Origin of the sequence: Paraburkholderia guartelaensis (genome assembly GCF_004353905.1) — a bacterium.
In the GTDB taxonomy this organism is placed as follows: domain Bacteria; phylum Pseudomonadota; class Gammaproteobacteria; order Burkholderiales; family Burkholderiaceae; genus Paraburkholderia; species Paraburkholderia guartelaensis.
Genome location: NZ_SMOD01000016.1, coordinates 106,356 through 120,724, shown reverse-complemented (window position 1 = coordinate 120,724; position 14,369 = coordinate 106,356). Strand labels below are relative to the sequence as shown.

The 14,369-nt window shown below is 63.8% G+C and carries 15 protein-coding genes; 9 read left to right on the top strand and 6 right to left on the bottom strand.

Annotated elements, in window-relative coordinates:
• The first annotated feature begins 5 nt into the window (after positions 1-5).
• Entirely contained in the window at positions 6-209 is a 204-nt protein-coding gene (locus tag E1N52_RS21820) for a DUF6900 domain-containing protein (protein ID WP_133184802.1), read from the top strand.
• A gap of 216 nt (positions 210-425) precedes the next feature.
• On the opposite strand, the gene E1N52_RS21815 is transcribed toward E1N52_RS21820, so the two are convergent.
• From E1N52_RS21815 to E1N52_RS21805, 3 genes are all read right to left on the bottom strand, one after another.
• Positions 426-932 (bottom strand): metal-dependent hydrolase, encoded by a 507-nt coding sequence (locus E1N52_RS21815; RefSeq protein ID WP_133184801.1) that lies wholly within the window; start codon positions 930-932, stop codon positions 426-428.
• A gap of 131 nt (positions 933-1,063) precedes the next feature.
• The gene (locus E1N52_RS21810) at positions 1,064-1,420 is read right to left on the bottom strand and encodes a sugar ABC transporter ATPase (RefSeq protein ID WP_133184800.1); all 357 of its coding nucleotides are present in this window, start codon (positions 1,418-1,420) and stop codon (positions 1,064-1,066) included.
• 201 nt (positions 1,421-1,621) lie between these two features.
• Positions 1,622-2,785: a porin gene (locus E1N52_RS21805; protein WP_133184799.1), complete on the bottom strand. Its 1,164-nt coding sequence runs from the start codon at positions 2,783-2,785 to the stop codon at positions 1,622-1,624.
• A gap of 673 nt (positions 2,786-3,458) precedes the next feature.
• Here E1N52_RS21805 and E1N52_RS21800 point away from each other — a divergent pair.
• Positions 3,459-3,980: a hypothetical protein gene (locus E1N52_RS21800; RefSeq protein WP_133184798.1), complete on the top strand. Its 522-nt coding sequence runs from the start codon at positions 3,459-3,461 to the stop codon at positions 3,978-3,980.
• A gap of 18 nt (positions 3,981-3,998) precedes the next feature.
• Here E1N52_RS21800 and E1N52_RS21795 read toward each other — a convergent pair whose 3' ends face one another.
• Positions 3,999-4,433 (bottom strand): hypothetical protein, encoded by a 435-nt coding sequence (locus E1N52_RS21795; RefSeq protein ID WP_133184849.1) that lies wholly within the window; start codon positions 4,431-4,433, stop codon positions 3,999-4,001.
• Between the two features lie 220 nt (positions 4,434-4,653).
• Here E1N52_RS21795 and E1N52_RS21790 point away from each other — a divergent pair, with 220 nt between their 5' ends.
• The 7 genes from E1N52_RS21790 to E1N52_RS45285 all read left to right on the top strand — a co-directional run bounded on the left by E1N52_RS21790 (position 4,654) and on the right by E1N52_RS45285 (position 12,369).
• Positions 4,654-5,355 (top strand): CDP-alcohol phosphatidyltransferase family protein, encoded by a 702-nt coding sequence (locus E1N52_RS21790; RefSeq protein ID WP_133184797.1) that lies wholly within the window; start codon positions 4,654-4,656, stop codon positions 5,353-5,355.
• Positions 5,352-6,161 (top strand): 2OG-Fe(II) oxygenase, encoded by an 810-nt coding sequence (locus E1N52_RS21785; RefSeq protein ID WP_133184796.1) that lies wholly within the window; start codon positions 5,352-5,354, stop codon positions 6,159-6,161. The genes E1N52_RS21790 and E1N52_RS21785 overlap by 4 nt, the downstream gene beginning before the upstream one ends.
• The gene (locus tag E1N52_RS21780) at positions 6,158-7,168 is read left to right on the top strand and encodes a flippase-like domain-containing protein (RefSeq protein WP_133184795.1); all 1,011 of its coding nucleotides are present in this window, start codon (positions 6,158-6,160) and stop codon (positions 7,166-7,168) included. The genes E1N52_RS21785 and E1N52_RS21780 overlap by 4 nt, the downstream gene beginning before the upstream one ends.
• 28 nt (positions 7,169-7,196) lie before the next feature.
• On the top strand, positions 7,197-7,976 hold the full coding sequence (locus E1N52_RS21775; RefSeq protein ID WP_133184794.1) for a phosphocholine cytidylyltransferase family protein: 780 nt from the start codon (positions 7,197-7,199) through the stop codon (positions 7,974-7,976).
• 231 nt (positions 7,977-8,207) lie between these two features.
• Positions 8,208-9,611 (top strand): MFS transporter, encoded by a 1,404-nt coding sequence (locus E1N52_RS21770; RefSeq protein WP_133184793.1) that lies wholly within the window; start codon positions 8,208-8,210, stop codon positions 9,609-9,611.
• A 135-nt stretch (positions 9,612-9,746) separates the two neighbouring features.
• On the top strand, positions 9,747-11,477 hold the full coding sequence (ggt, locus tag E1N52_RS21765; RefSeq protein WP_133184792.1) for a gamma-glutamyltransferase: 1,731 nt from the start codon (positions 9,747-9,749) through the stop codon (positions 11,475-11,477).
• Between the two features lie 349 nt (positions 11,478-11,826).
• Positions 11,827-12,369, top strand: a complete 543-nt coding sequence (locus E1N52_RS45285; RefSeq protein ID WP_133184791.1) for a helix-turn-helix transcriptional regulator — start codon at positions 11,827-11,829, stop codon at positions 12,367-12,369.
• 18 nt (positions 12,370-12,387) lie between these two features.
• On the opposite strand, the gene E1N52_RS21755 is transcribed toward E1N52_RS45285, so the two are convergent.
• Complete coding sequence (locus E1N52_RS21755) at positions 12,388-12,579, bottom strand: hypothetical protein (RefSeq protein WP_133184790.1); 192 nt, start codon at positions 12,577-12,579, stop codon at positions 12,388-12,390.
• Positions 12,580-12,613: 34 nt separating this feature from the next.
• Positions 12,614-14,320, bottom strand: coding sequence for an FAD-dependent oxidoreductase (locus E1N52_RS21750; protein WP_133184789.1), 1,707 nt, complete (start codon positions 14,318-14,320; stop codon positions 12,614-12,616).
• Positions 14,321-14,369 lie beyond the last annotated feature (49 nt).

Here is a 14,369-nt window from a genome sequence, read left to right as displayed (position 1 = left end):
GCAAAATGCATGACGAACGACTGGAGTTATTGCTGGCAATCTCGCGAAGAACGCTCGGGATCGAGAGCTTCGAGCTGACCGGGAAGCCGACCGCCGACGCGCACCTCGTGAGCGCGGAGGATATTGGCCGCGCGCTGGAGTCGGCCTATGACGCCGGGCTGATCGTCGGCTACCGCATGGGCCGCGCAGAGTGCGAAGAAGACGCCTGAATACCGCGTGACGCGAATCAGGAGCGGCGCCCTTTAAGGGGCGCCGTTTTTATTTTGGCCTTTATTAAAACGATAATAAACATTGCCCTGAACAATGGGCGATGTGGCGCCCGATCAGTCCCGACGATTGTTAATCGACGCTTTGCGCTGATGCGTTCACGCGGGGCTGTATGCCTCCCGGAGTGAATATGCCGATTACCAGGGAAAGCTGATCAATCAGACGAGCCGGCGCAACGGAGCGAGCGACCAGTCGTGCGGTACGCCATGCACGGCGAAAAACCACGCGGCAACCCACGACGCGGCGACGACGATCAGGTCGCAACGTCCGCTGCGCCACCAGTTCAGCGAGTGCCGCTGAACGATCCACGGCACACCGAGCGGATTGGGCCAGTCGGCGAACAAGTGGATCAAGCCGCCGCAAGCGAAGCCAAACGCGGGCGCCGCGAGCGGCACGTGCCCGAGTTTGTGATACGACCACACGAGCAGCGCGATCCAGCCGATGCCCCAGTGCGTGATCGTGCGATGCGTGACCCAGAGGCGCCGCTTCTTGCGCCACCATGCGACCTCCAGCCAGTCGGGCGCCGATCCGCCCGCAACACCCGCCGCGAACGCGAGCGCGGCGTAAAGATGCCAGGCGCTATCGGCGCCCTGATGCGTGACGATTGCGGCGGCGATGACGCCGGCGGCCCAACCCGTCGCGTGATGTGCGGTGCCTGATGCCATGAAGCGGTGTGTTGCGAAGTCGAAGGGGGCGCAATCTTCGCAGATGTGTCGCCGTTATGACAGGGGTGACATGCGGGCGACTTGCGGTACATCGCGTGGCGCGTGCGGTGCCCGCGCCAGCTAGTCGCGCGTCAGGTCGTGCAGCGCGCCACGTCGAAGCGCAGTTCTTCTTCCGGCGGATCGTTCGACGCGGAAGCGCCATGCGTTACGCGAATGACCGAGCCGTGGCCGTTCGGCGTGAGCGTGACGAAGTACGACGCGTCCGAGCGCGAGCCCACGCTCATCTCGGTCGTGTTGCCGTCTCGCGAAGTGTGCACGCGCGGCAGGCGCTCTTCGAGGCAGCTCGCGATCGACGACGCCGAACGCGCCGACGACGCGTAGATCATCGGTTCGCCGTTCGAAGCGGTGCCGGACGGCGGTGTCGATCCACAAGCGGCGATGAGCGCGAGCGGAGTAGCGGCAAGGAGTCGTTGCGTGAGCGATTTCATAGGCGGCGTGACAGTTTCGAAGCAGCGGATTATGCCAATGAGCAATGAGTATACGCACCCTGATCTGGATCAAGGCCCACGCAGACGTAAAAAGATGCAACAGCAATCAAGAAAAGACGCACATGCGCTTGTGGCGCATGTGCGTTTCGCAAAGGACAGGCAGCGTGGCGGGTTGCGCCGGGTTTGCCCAACCCCGAGCGATCAGAAGCGGTGACGCAGACCGACTGTCGCGGCCACCTGGTTGTTCGTCGAAGAAGGCGAGAGCGTATTGATCGCCGCGACGTTCGCGATGCCCGAGCCGTCGGCGTTATAGCCGAGCGATCCCGAAGCGTGCTGGTAGACGCCAGCGAGATAGACGTCCGTGCGCTTGCTCAACGAGTAGTCGGTGCCGAGCACCACGGTGTGCCACTTCGGACTGTTGTTGCTGCCGTTGCCCGTGACCGTGCCGTCGGTGAACGTGTAGGAGCCGACGAACGCGAGAGCCGGCGACAGATGGTACGCGCCGTTGATCTCATAGTTGTCGACATGCAGGTTCAGGCCCGAGAGTCCCGGCAGCGGTGCGCTGCCGCCGCTCGAAAGACCCTGCATGCCGTCGATCTGCGAGTGCGTCCATACGAAGCCAACCTGGGCCGGGCCGTAGGTGTAGTTCACGCCCGCGCCGAACGAACGCTGCAGGCGCGCCGAGATGTTCTGGTCGGCCGAAGCCGCGCTGTTGGCGGCGCCGAGGCCGCCGGAGTTGTTCTGTTGCGAGTAGGCGGCTGCGAAGTTCAGCGGGCCGTTGCCGTACGATGCGCCCACGCTCCACGCGCGGCCATTCGCGAAGCCGTTCGCGTCGTTGCTGAAGCCGTACAGGCCGCCGAACTGGAGGCCCGCGTAGTTCGCGCTGGCGTACTTGACCGAGTTCTTGATCGAATAGCTTTGGGCGAGGTTGTCGTTGTCGAACGGGTGGCCCGCGAGATTGTTGCCGTAGCCCGCGCCGGCTTCCGAGAGCGGCGAGAGGTAGTCGACCATCGAGTCGTACTGCCGGCCGAGCGTGAGCGTGCCGAACTTGTCGCTCTTCAAGCCGACGTAGGCCTGGCGGTTAAAGCCGTTGTCGCCGTTCTTGTAGCCGCCGTTGTTGAGATTGAAGCCGCTTTCGAGGGTGAAGATCGCCTTCAGGCCGCCGCCCAGGTCTTCGGCGCCGCGAAAGCCGAAGTAGTTGTTCGAGAGCGCGCCGCTGCCCTGAGCCCACAGGCTGTGGCCGCCGACGTTGTTCGCGTAGACGATGCCGGCGTCGAGCGAGCCGTAAAGGGTGACGCTGCTTTGCGCATGGGCGCTGATGGCAAATACACTGAGGACGCCTGCAGCAATGAGTGCTTTTTTCATGTTTTTCTCCGGTCAGAACTTGGGGAAATCTCAGGTCGAATATTTTGAAAATCGATTTCGTACCCGGTTGATTCGCAACGAAGTGTAAGCCCGTGATTCGGCGTATTTGCGCAAATCGACGCAACAATGCATTCATCTCATTTCGCGATTGACATTAATATCCGTAAGTGACTGCATATAAAGAGTTTTTCTATTGGATTATCTGGTGCGACAAAATGATCCGTCTGGATAATCTGTTGTGCACTCGCGACGATGCGGCAAACCCGCGCAGTGGCTGGCCTAGCGCGAATTCAACGGTTTTTCAAGCGTGATTCTTGTCATTTGTTGAAAGGTACTGTTCCAGATCATGGAGTGAACATACGCACTGAGCGGCGGTACAATTTCTTCAGCCCTCGACCAAGGGTGGTCTTTTTTCATCTGTTTTTACGCGGCTCTCGGGCCGCGTTTTTTTTTGCCCTTGGAAAATCATTTTTAATTAATGCGCACGGCGGAATGGTGCATTGCGGAAAGCGCAATGGTTAAATCTCTGTCAGATATTCCGGTTTGATGGCGGGATAATCCGAACCGGGCAGATAGAAAGACGCGGCGCCCGACGCGCGACGCGATCCGGGTAGAATCTTGCCCTTGCCCCGCGACGGCAAGTCCCGCGCAGAACCCGACGAAATCCCCCGCCATGACCGATTCCTCACCCGCAACCGATCCCGATTTCCCCGCCGATGACCCCGCAGCTGAAGCCGAGGTGATCCAGGAAGCGCGCCTGTGGCGCAAGGACGGCTGGACCGCGCGCGTGATCAAGAATGAGGACGACGACGGCTGGGCCGTCGAAATGATCAAGGACGGCGAGCCTGAGCCTGCGCTGGTCGGCCCGTGGACGATGGGCCGCGACAAGAAGAATCCCAAGCCTCTCGATACGTCGGCGTTCAACACGCTCGTGAAGACTGCTTCGGAGGTGCTGCGCCGGCACGAGCAGCAATTGCGCGCTCTGCTGCACAAGCGCGTGAGCGTGCAGACCGCCGAGGGCGACGTGGAAGTGACGCTCGACATCGTTCCCGACGAGTACGAGCCCTACGCGCTCGTCAGCGCAATCGACGCGTTTGGCGAGCAACTCGCTCAGGCGCGCGTCGCGCCGACCTTCAAGCTCACGAAAGCGCGCGCCGAGGCCTGGGCCGAAGGCGGTTTCGGGCGTATCGAGTAACGCTCAAAGCCTGCCCGCTTACTCCTGCTTGCAGAAGATCGCAGTCAACAGCGGTCCGGCATGGTGGACGATGGCGTTATTGCCTGCCGCCGTGAGGGCCGCCTGCACCCTGGCCTGGGTGCCGACCACGACGGCCCCGTAGGCGGAAGGGGCGATGGGTGTGCCGTCGCCGGTCTTGAAGAGCGGGTCGTCCTTCTGGAAACCCACGATGGCGAACACGCTGAAGCCATAGGCGGTCATGCGCTGGCCGTGCGCGGGCCAGAATGCGTTGATCGAATTGCTTTCGACCTTCATCGGCTTCGGATCGATCAGGTTTTGCGTGATCAGCCCCGAGATGAAGTCGTGTGCGGACTCGCTGCAGGTCAGCGAATCGTCGATGGCGGCGGCGCGGGCGTTACCGGCGAGAAGCGTCAGGACAGCGAGAAAAAGGGCGGCAAAGGTAAAGCGTTTCATTACGTGAATGGCGAAAGTGCGTGCGCCGGGGCCGGGTTGCGATGGGGCGCGCAACGCCCGGGCTGGCGCGAAGGGTTGCACTCTACGCGTGTTCGGCCGATTTCGCTTGCGACGCTGCGGGAGCCGATCTGACGCTTTGTCTTACAGAACCACAAGTAAAAAGTGAGACGAACGTCGGAATACCTGCAAGATTTCTGGAAGGCGTATATATTGCGCGGTTATGACCGAAAAAGATAAACCTGTAAAAATGGCTCCGAAAGCGGTGCCGCCGCCGCGCACGTGGGACGCTCGCGCGGCGCGATGGCTCGTCACTCCGCTAGTATCCACGCGCGTTACCCCGAATCATCTGACCACGCTGCGACTCCTGATTGGCGTTGCCGGCGGCATTTTTCTGGCGCGCGGAGACTTTCTGCACGTCAATATTGGCGCGTTTCTGATCGTACTGTCGAATTTTGTTGATCATACCGACGGCGAACTGGCGCGTATCAGCGGCAAAACCAGCCGAATCGGGCATTTCTACGATCTCGCGGCGGATGCTCTCGTCACCGTGCTGCTGTTCCTGGGCATGGGCTACGGCCTCGGCGTTCTGGCCGTCCACTCCGGCGCCGACTGGCGCGTGCCGCCGGCCGTGCTGGGCGGCATCGCGGGCGTCGCGGTCGCCGTGATCTTTTTCCTGCGTATGCGCATCGAGGAAATGGCCGGCAAGGCGGGCACCCAACAGGCGTTCGCCGGCGGCTTCGAGACTGAGGACGTGCTGTATCTGCTACCCCTTGTCACGCTGACGGGCGTCGTGTCGCCGTTCATCATCGCGGCTTCGATCGGGGCGCCGTTGTTCGCCGTCTGGGTGGTGCTCGACTATGTACGCGTGACGCGCCGCCTGCGCCCCGCCAAGGAAAGCACTCAGGTGTGGAGCAGCAGATGAGCTTGCAAGCAGAACAAGAAGAAGTCGTAGTGCCACACGTTCCCGCGCCGGCCCGCGCCGCACGCGCGGCGGCCGGCGAGCCGGAAGGCGCGATCGGCCGCGCGCTGCAACCGCTGAACACCGCGCGCCTACGCGATGACTACCAGAGCCAGGGCTCGTTCCTGTATCTCTCCGATTTTCTGCCTGCCGACGCCACGCAGCAGTTGATCGACGCGGCCAACGCGCTGCTTCCCGAAGTCAACCGCAACTATCTGCCGGGCCACAAGGCGGGCGGCAGCGTGAGCCGTCACACCATCGACCGCCTCGCGCCGTACATCGCCGAGCTTTACCGCTCGCCGCAGCTCATCGCGTGGCTCGAAAAGATCACGGGCGATAGCCTGCAGTTGTCGCCCGAAGACGACCCGCACGCTTACGCGCTCTATTACTACACGCGCGCCGGCGATCATATCGGCTGGCATTACGACACGTCCTATTACGATGGCCGCCGTTATACGGTGCTGCTCGGCGTGATCGACGAGTCGTCGTGCAAGCTCGACTACGAACTGCATACGAAAGACCCGAACAAGGCGGATGAGCCGGGCTCGGTGCAGTACCCGCCGGGCGCGCTCATCGTGTTCGACGGCGACAAGCTTCGTCATCGCGTCACGCCGAGCCTCGAAGGCGAAGTGCGCGTGTCGCTCACGCTCGAATACGTGACGAACCCGAACATGCGTCCGTGGCGGCGTTTCATTTCGAACATGAAGGACGCGATTGCGTACTTCGGTTTCCGCCAGGTGTTCCGCAAGGCATTGGGGGGCAAGGCGTGAGCCGCGCAGCCATCCTGCTGCTGTCGATCGGCACGGCGCTCTTCATCGCGCTGCTCGCCTGGCAGGGACTCGGGTCGGTAACGGGTGCACTCGCGGCCGCCGGCTGGGGGCTTGTCCTCGTCGCGGCGTTCCACGTCGTGCCGCTCGCACTCGACGCGGGTGCGATTGCTGTGCTCTTCGGCAAGGACGAGCGCGTCGATCAGCGCGATGCACTGCTCGCGCGGTGGACCGGAGAATCGGTCAACAGCTTGTTGCCCGCAGGCCAGATCGGTGGCCCCGTGGCGATGGTGCGTCAGCTCGGGCAACGCGGTATGTCGATGCGCAATGCGGCTGCCGCCATCACCGTGAGCACGACGCTGCAAGCCGTCGCGCAGATCGTCTTCGCCGTATTCGGCATCGTGCTTTTTTCGGCCTACGCTTCGAATGGCGCGCCGCGCGACCTCGGCGTCGCCGCGCTGATCGCGACCGCCGTGCTCGGCGGCCTGATCGCGCTGTTCTATGTCGCGCAGCGCCGCGGTCTGTTCGGCCGTCTGCTGCGTCTCGCATCGAAAGTGTTCGGCAAGCGCGACTGGTCGGCGCTCGCCACGCGCGCCGACGCCATCGACGAAGCCGTGAAGTCGCTTTACGCCCGGCGCGGCCGCGTGGCGGCCAGCTTCGCGCTGAGCCTCGCGGGCTGGCTCGTGGGCACCGTGGAAGTGTGGCTCGCGCTGCGCTTTCTCGGCCATCCCGTAGGCTGGATCGATGCGCTGCTGCTCGAGAGCATCGGCCAGGCGATTCGCGGTGCGGCCTTCGCTATTCCTGGCTCGCTGGGCGTGCAAGAGGGCGGTTATCTGCTGCTCGCGCCGCTCGTCGGCCTGCCGCCCGAGGCGGCACTTGCGCTCTCGCTTGCCAAGCGTGCGCGAGAAATCCTGCTCGGCTTGCCGGGCCTTCTGTATCTGCATTTCAGCGAACGTAGCTGGCAGCGCCGGCGCGCCTTGCGCGTCTCCGCTGTCGAAGTCGCCGATTGACCTTTTTTCTCCCAAGGAACGTTTGCGCATGCGCGCCATCATTCTCGCGGCAGGCCTTGGCCTGCGCCTTCAGCAACCCGCTGGAGAACAGTTTCCGAAATGTCTGCTGCAGTTCGAGGGCGTGACGCTGCTCGAACGCCATTTGCAATTCCTGGAAGAGGCGGGTGTCACGGAAGTCGTGCTTGCGCTCGGTTTCCAGCCTGAGCTGGTCGAGGCCGAACTCAAGCGCATCGGCTGGCCGCACAAGGTCGAGGTCGTGATGAATCCGCGCTTCGACCTAGGCAGCGTGCTCACAGTGCATCGCACGGCAGAGGCGCTCACGCGCGGCGGCGATGTGCTGCTCATGGACGCCGACGTGCTCTACGACGAGCGCGTGTTCGCGCCGCTCGTGGCGGGCGAGGCGCCGGCCAACCGTCTGCTCATCGACCGCGACTTCGAAGCGGGCGACGAGCCCGTGAAGCTGTGTCTGCGCGACGGCGTGCCCGTCGAACTGCGCAAGCAGCTGGCGGTCGGTCTGAAATACGACACGATCGGCGAGTCGGTGGGCTTCTTCCGCCTGAATGAAGCAACGGCGCGCCGCTTTGCGCAGATCGTCGAAGGCTACGTCGATACGGGCCGCGCGAACCTGCCGCACGAAGAAGCGCTGCGCGACCTGCTGCTCGAACGCGGCAGCGAATTCGAAACCGCTGACGTGACCGGCGCGCCGTGGATCGAGATCGACTTCCCCAATGACGTGACGCGCGCCGCGGAGCAGGTGCTGCCGCAACTGCGTCCCGTGGTGAGCCGCGTGAAGCAGGCCGCTATCTAAAGCGCATCTGCGCGGATTGCCCGACGCAGATCGCTTGAATCAGGCCGCGAGGTCTGCCTCCGCTTGAAAGCGGCGGTGGGGGCATCGCGGCCTTTGCTTTTGCGCGCGCGTTTGCTCCGTGGCGCACACACAAAGGGCGCCGCTTCATCTGTTGCCGGGTTCCCGTTTTCCGCAACAAGGGCCATAATGGCAGCTTTACGCCATCAGCCACGCTGATCGTCGTTCCTGCCCATGCCATTAGCCCTAGGCACATTCATCGTTCCGCTCATTGTCGCGTGCTCGATGTTCATGGAGAACGTGGACGGGACGGTCATCGTCACCGCGCTCCCCGCACTGGCCCGCGATCTCGGCCAGGACCCCATCACACTCAAGCTGGCCGTCACGAGCTACGTGATCGGCCTTGGCGTGTTCATCCCGATCTGCGGATGGGTGGCCGATCGCTTCGGCTCACGCAATGTGTTTCGCACTGCCATCGGCATCTTCATGGCGGGGTCGCTGTTGTGCGCGGCTTCGCGGTCGCTCGAGATGTTCGTGGCCGCGCGCTTCGTGCAGGGCATCGGCGGCGCGATGATGGTGCCGGTGGGCCGGATCATCATCTTCCGCTCGCTGCCCAAATCGGACTTCATTCGCGCGGTCAACTATCTCACGGTGCCCGCGCTGCTCGGCCCGGTCGTGGGGCCGCCGCTCGGCGGGTTCATCACCACGTATCTGCACTGGCGCCTGATTTTCTTCATCAACATTCCGATCGGCGTGCTCGGTATCTGGCTCGCGAACCGGCACATCGAGAACATGCACGAGGAGCATCCAGGGCGACTCGACTGGGCTGGCTTCGTGCTTTCGGCGGGTGGGGCGTCGCTGTTCATGCTCGGCCTCTCGCTCGTGGGCGGCGAGATCGTCGCCACCGGCACTGCGGTGACGATGTGCGTGATCGGCGCGGTGCTGCTGGTCGCCTATTGGTTGTATGCGCAACGTGTCGAGCGGCCCGTGCTCGATCTGAAATTTCTGCGCATCCCCACGTTCAATGCGAGCGTGGCGGGCGGCTCGCTGTTTCGCATCGGGCTTGGCGCCGTGCCATTTTTGTTACCGCTCACGCTGCAGGAAGGGCTCGGCATGACGGCGTTCGCTTCCGGCGCCATCACTTGCGCTTCGGCGTTCGGCTCGATCTTCATGAAGGCGATCGTCTCGCGCGTGCTCGGGCGCTTTGGCTTTCGCCGCACGCTGATGGTCAACGCGGTGCTCGCGGGCACGGCCATCGCGATATGCGGCTCGTTTTCGCCGGGGATGCCCGTGTGGCTCATCTGGGTCATCGTGCTCGCGGGCGGGATCTTTCCTTCGCTGCAATTCACCGGCCTCAATTCGCTCGCCTACGCCGATATCCCGACGCGCGACATCGGCCGCGCCACGAGCGTGGCAAGTGTGATCCAGCAGGTGTCGCTCGGCCTCGGCGTGACGATCGCGGGCCTCGTGCTGCAGATTTCGCATCGGGCGCAAGGGCATTCGGCCATCGTGTGGTCCGATTTCTGGCCGGCGTTTCTCGTGGTCGGGCTCTTTTCGGTCGCGTCGATTCCGGTGACGATGCGTTTGCCCGCGAATGCGGGCGAAGAAATTGCGCGCGGCCGGCGTGGCGAGGCCTGATCCAGTCCAGAACGGACGCCGTCTTGCACGGCAGCGGAATCAGCGGATCGCCGGATCGCAATCGTTTTCCTGGCGTGCTATAAGGCCAAGGCAGGTATCCGGTAGGCCAACAAACCGAATCATGGGGTGAACTCAATGAAGCTGGTTGAAAAAACGAAAATTTCCGCTGCCGCTCTCGCACTGCTTTCGCTATCCGCATTGTCCACAGGCTTCCTCGAAGCCACGCCGGCCTTTGCGAAGGATACGCAGCAACGCCCTGCGGTCCTCAATGCATCGGCGGTGGCCGTTGCCGACAAGTACGCGGCCGACGCCGCCGAGCAGATCTTCAAGGAGGGCGGTAACGCCGTCGACGCGGCGGTCGCCATTGCCTTTTCGCTCGCCGTGACGTACCCCGAAGCCGGCAACATCGGCGGCGGCGGGTTCATGACGCTCTACGTGAACGGCAAGCCGTACTTCCTCGACTATCGCGAGCGCGCGCCGCTCGCCGCCACGCGCACGATGTACCTCGACGACAAGGGCAACGTGATTCCGGGCAAGAGCCTTTACGGCTACGACGCCGTGGGCGTGCCGGGGACGGTCGAGGGTATGTGGGAAGCGCAAAAGCGCTTCGGCAAGCTGCAATGGAAGCAGGTGCTCGCGCCGGCGATCAAATATGCGCGCGACGGCTTCGTCGTGGACGAGCAGCTCGCGAAGCGCCGCGAGGCCGCAGAAAAGGACTTCGCCGGCAAGACCAATTTCGATGACTACTTCGGCAACCTGAAGGAGGGCGTGACGTTCAAGCAGCCCGATCTCGCCAACGTGCTCACGCGCATTGCGAACCAGGGCGCGAAGGACTTCTACGACGGCAAGACAGCGGACCTGATCGCCGCCTCGATGAAGGGTCATGGCCTCATCACGAAGCGCGACCTGCAGGAGTACAAGGCGGTCTGGCGCCAACCGGTCGAGGCGAAGTGGAACGGCTACGAGATCATCACCGCGCCGCCCCCGAGTTCGGGTGGTGTGGGCCTCGTGCAGCTGCTCAAGATGAAGGCGATGCTGGCGCCGCAATTCAAGGACGTGCAGCTCAATTCGCCGCAGTACATCCATCTGATCGCGGAGATCGAGAAGCGCGTGTTCGCGGATCGCGCGCAATATCTCGGCGACCCCGACTTCTACAAGGTGCCGGTCGCGCAGCTCACCGACGATGCGTACCTCGCGAAGCGCGCCGCCGAAGTCGACCCCGACAAGCCTTCCGACACGAAGAGCGTGCAACCGGGCCTCGGCACCTCGATGCCTGAGAAGGCGGAAACGACGCACTTCTCGGTGGTCGACAAGTGGGGCAACGCCGTTTCGAACACGTACACGATCAATGGCTACTTCGGTTCAGGCGTGGTCGTGCCGGGCGCCGGCATCGTGCTCAACGACGAGATGGACGATTTCGCGTCCAAGCCCGGCGTGCCGAACATGTTCGGTGTGGTGGGCAGCGACGCGAACGCGATTGCGCCGAAGAAGCGTCCGCTTTCGTCGATGACGCCGACCATCCTCACGAAGGACGGCAAGGTCGCGCTTGTCATCGGTACGCCGGGCGGCTCGCGCATCTTCACGTCGGTGTTCCAGGTCATCAACAACAACTACGACTTCGATATGCCGTTGAAGGACGCGGTGGCGGCGATGCGCTTCCACCACCAGTTGCTGCCGCCCAACACGATTTTCTGGGAGCCGTATGCGCCGATCGACGGCGAACTCGCCAAGCAGGTCGAGGCGAAGGGCTATGTGCTGAAGGCGCAGGACTTCAATGGCGACATTCAGGCGATCCGCATCAACGGCGATACGCCCGACGCGGTTTCCGATCCGCGCGGCCGTGGCGTGTCGCGTCTGATCCAGTAAAACCGCGACGCCGATGCGAAACGATGCGCTGCGCATGAAGGCAAACCATTTCGCATCGGCAACCTGGCATGAGGCGGCAAAAGTTTGCATGACGTGAGCGTTTGTCCTCAAATTTGGGGATGCCGCTCCGTAATTCATCGCGTACTATGCAACCTCCGGCGGAAGACAGCCCTTTGCCGGCGTGTGTTTTTCTTGGGGCGGCATTTGCCGCCCCATTTTCTTTTCGGCATGCCCGCTTCACGCTTCACAGTCGCACTGCATATTGAATCCGTCAGGCGAGATCACTAAGCTCTGACGTTTGCGCCGCCACACAAGCGGGGGGCGCGCCCACATCTCATCGCACCCGAGCATGGACCTGACGAGCCGCGAACTCGCGTTGATCGCCGACGTCTTCAAGCTGCTGGCCGACCATATCTTGCCGGAGGGTGCCTTGCGCCTCGAGGTGGCGCGACGCCTGCTCGAACTGCTGCGCGCGGATGGCCTGCATGCGGGCGCGGATCTGTTCGTCTGGTCGGGCGAAGAGGATCTCGATCATCTGCGCATTGGGCGCGGCAAGCGGCGCGAGCATTTTTCCGATCGGGAACTGCTGCTGTTCGATCTGGTGCGCCCGGCTTTCATCGCGGCGCTGGCACGCTCGCGCGCGCAGACGGGGCACGTTCAGCCGCCGCCAGCCGACGCATCCACTGCGGATAACGAAGCGGTCAACCGCCTGACGCGGCGCGAGCGTGACGTGGTCGCGCTCGTGGTGGAAGGGCTGCTCGACAAGGAGATCGCCGAGCGGCTAGGCATTTCCTACACGACCGTGCGCACCCATCTCGATCGTTCGTTTCAGAAACTCGGCGTCAGCAACCGCTCGCGGCTCGCGCGGCTCGTGCAGTCGACGCAGCGCTGAGGCGCGCCGCGCTTCCCCCTATTCCGGCACCGCTGCCGAAACGTTCTCGCCCGCGGCGTCGATCAACCCGAGGCAGGTTTGCGCGTTGCCGATCCGCTCGATCGCGAGCAGCGCGAAGCGCGCGAGAAAGAGCGGGCCGTTGGCTTCGCCCAGATTGGTCATGGTCTTGCACAAGTGCGTGTAGACGGTGTCGAGTTCGCTGTCGGTCATGGCTTTCTCCATCTGTACTTGTTTTCGTCGGCACTCAGCAGGCGGACAGCGCGTGGTCGAGGGCGGCGAGCGTCTGCGCGGCGACGGTGCCGGCTGCGCCGTGCCAGCGGCCGAGCACGTGGCCGTCCGGGCGCACGAGGTAGAGCGTGCCGGGCTTGGCGCCGTACATCGGGAACAGGCGTCCCGTGTGATCCCAGCCGCTGCGGCGTGCTGCGTCGCCGGGCTGGCGCTGTGCGAGCGGCACCAGCGCGAACGGCAAAACGCGTGCAGCCAGTGTCGTTTCGAGCGCGGCGATCGGGGCCGGCGTCGCGCCATCCTCGCTGAAGTAGAACGCCGTGAAGCTTGGCGCGATCAAGTCGGTCACGTGGCCTTCGCGCGCGCCGGTCTGATCGACGATCGTCAGCGGACATTCGGGCAGCGCCGTGCCCGGCACCGGGCCGTTCGCGAACGCGTCGGAGGCCGCATTGAGCGGCGAGGCCGTGTAGGCGATGGCCGAAGTCTGGCGCGGATTGATCAGCGAGCGCACGGCGGCGTGCTCGCGTGCGAGGCTCAGCACGGCGGTGCGCATCAGATCGAAGGCGAACGACGGCGGCGCCATGAACTCCGTGCTCTTCGTGCCGTAGCTCAAGTTTTCGTGCGCGGCGTAGACGCGCTCGTCGGAGTAGCTGTCGAGCAATGCATCGCTCGCGAGCCCTTTTACGACATACGCGAGTTTCCATGCGAGGTTGTCGGCGTCGTCGATACCCGAGTTCGCGCCGCGCACGCCGAAGATCGGCACGAGGTGCGCCGCGTCGCCCGCGAACAGCACGCGGCCGTGGCGATAGCGCTCGAGCGTGAGCGCGTTGGCCTTGTAGATCGTGATCCAGACCGGCGACCACGATGCTTTCTCGCCCATCATGTCGAGCAGGCTCTGCACGCGCGGCATGACATTTTCGGGCTTGATCGCTTCGTCGGCATCCTCGCCGTCGCGCAGTTGATAGTCGATGCGCCACACGTTGTCGGGCTGCTTGTGGACGAGCACGGTCGAGCCGGGATTCGACGCCGGGTCGAAGTATGCGAGCCGCTCCGTGGGCCGCGCGCTGTCGAGCAGGATGTCGACGATCACATAGCGGCCCTCGTAGCTCGTGCCCTGAAGCTTCAGGCCGAGCGACTCGCGCACCGTGCTGCGGCCGCCGTCCGCGGCGATGAGCCAGTCGGTCTGCGCGGTGTAATCGCCTGCGGGCGTGGAGAGCGAGAGCGTGGCGCCATGCGCATCTTCTTGCAGGGCCGTCACCTTCGTGCACCAGCGAATGTCGATGAGATCGGCGTGCCGCTCCGCCGCGTCGAGCAGGAACTGCTCGATGTGGTACTGCGCCAGGTTGACCATCGGCGGCAGCTTCTGGTTTTCGTCCTGCGGCATCGTGAAGTGCAGCACTTCGTCGTTGCGATAGAAACTGCGCCCGCCGGTCCACGGCAGACCTTTGGCGAGAAAGCCGTCGAGCGCGCCGAGGCGCTCGATGATTTCGAGGCTGCGGCGCGAGATGCAGATCGCGCGGCTGCCGTAGCAGACCGATGCATCGGCTTCGATCAGCACCGAGCGCACGCCATGCTTCGCGAGGCCGAGCGCGATGGCGAGGCCCACTGGACCGCCGCCAACGATCGTCACGGCGTGGCGTTGCGCTTCACTGCCGCCTTCGAGTTCGGGCAGGCGGGCGGTGTACTGCCTGGCCTCGAACGGATAGGGTTTGAATCCGGCGCTCATGGGGATTGCGTCTCCGATACGTAAGTCTTGTGCTTGCCGGCTTGCCCCG

Excerpts from the sequence above, each read along its gene's own strand:
- E1N52_RS21820 (WP_133184802.1), top strand. The coding sequence starts at position 6 with ATGCATGACGAACGACTGGAGTTATTGCTGGCAATCTCGCGAAGAACG.
- E1N52_RS21815 (WP_133184801.1), bottom strand. The coding sequence starts at position 932 with ATGGCATCAGGCACCGCACATCACGCGACGGGTTGGGCCGCCGGCGTC.
- E1N52_RS21810 (WP_133184800.1), bottom strand. The coding sequence starts at position 1,420 with ATGAAATCGCTCACGCAACGACTCCTTGCCGCTACTCCGCTCGCGCTC.
- E1N52_RS21805 (WP_133184799.1), bottom strand. The coding sequence starts at position 2,785 with ATGAAAAAAGCACTCATTGCTGCAGGCGTCCTCAGTGTATTTGCCATC.
- E1N52_RS21800 (WP_133184798.1), top strand. The coding sequence starts at position 3,459 with ATGACCGATTCCTCACCCGCAACCGATCCCGATTTCCCCGCCGATGAC.
- E1N52_RS21795 (WP_133184849.1), bottom strand. The coding sequence starts at position 4,433 with ATGAAACGCTTTACCTTTGCCGCCCTTTTTCTCGCTGTCCTGACGCTT.
- E1N52_RS21790 (WP_133184797.1), top strand. The coding sequence starts at position 4,654 with ATGACCGAAAAAGATAAACCTGTAAAAATGGCTCCGAAAGCGGTGCCG.
- E1N52_RS21785 (WP_133184796.1), top strand. The coding sequence starts at position 5,352 with ATGAGCTTGCAAGCAGAACAAGAAGAAGTCGTAGTGCCACACGTTCCC.
- E1N52_RS21775 (WP_133184794.1), top strand. The coding sequence starts at position 7,197 with ATGCGCGCCATCATTCTCGCGGCAGGCCTTGGCCTGCGCCTTCAGCAA.
- E1N52_RS21770 (WP_133184793.1), top strand. The coding sequence starts at position 8,208 with ATGCCATTAGCCCTAGGCACATTCATCGTTCCGCTCATTGTCGCGTGC.
- ggt (WP_133184792.1), top strand. The coding sequence starts at position 9,747 with ATGAAGCTGGTTGAAAAAACGAAAATTTCCGCTGCCGCTCTCGCACTG.
- E1N52_RS45285 (WP_133184791.1), top strand. The coding sequence starts at position 11,827 with ATGGACCTGACGAGCCGCGAACTCGCGTTGATCGCCGACGTCTTCAAG.
- E1N52_RS21755 (WP_133184790.1), bottom strand. The coding sequence starts at position 12,579 with ATGACCGACAGCGAACTCGACACCGTCTACACGCACTTGTGCAAGACC.
- E1N52_RS21750 (WP_133184789.1), bottom strand. The coding sequence starts at position 14,320 with ATGAGCGCCGGATTCAAACCCTATCCGTTCGAGGCCAGGCAGTACACC.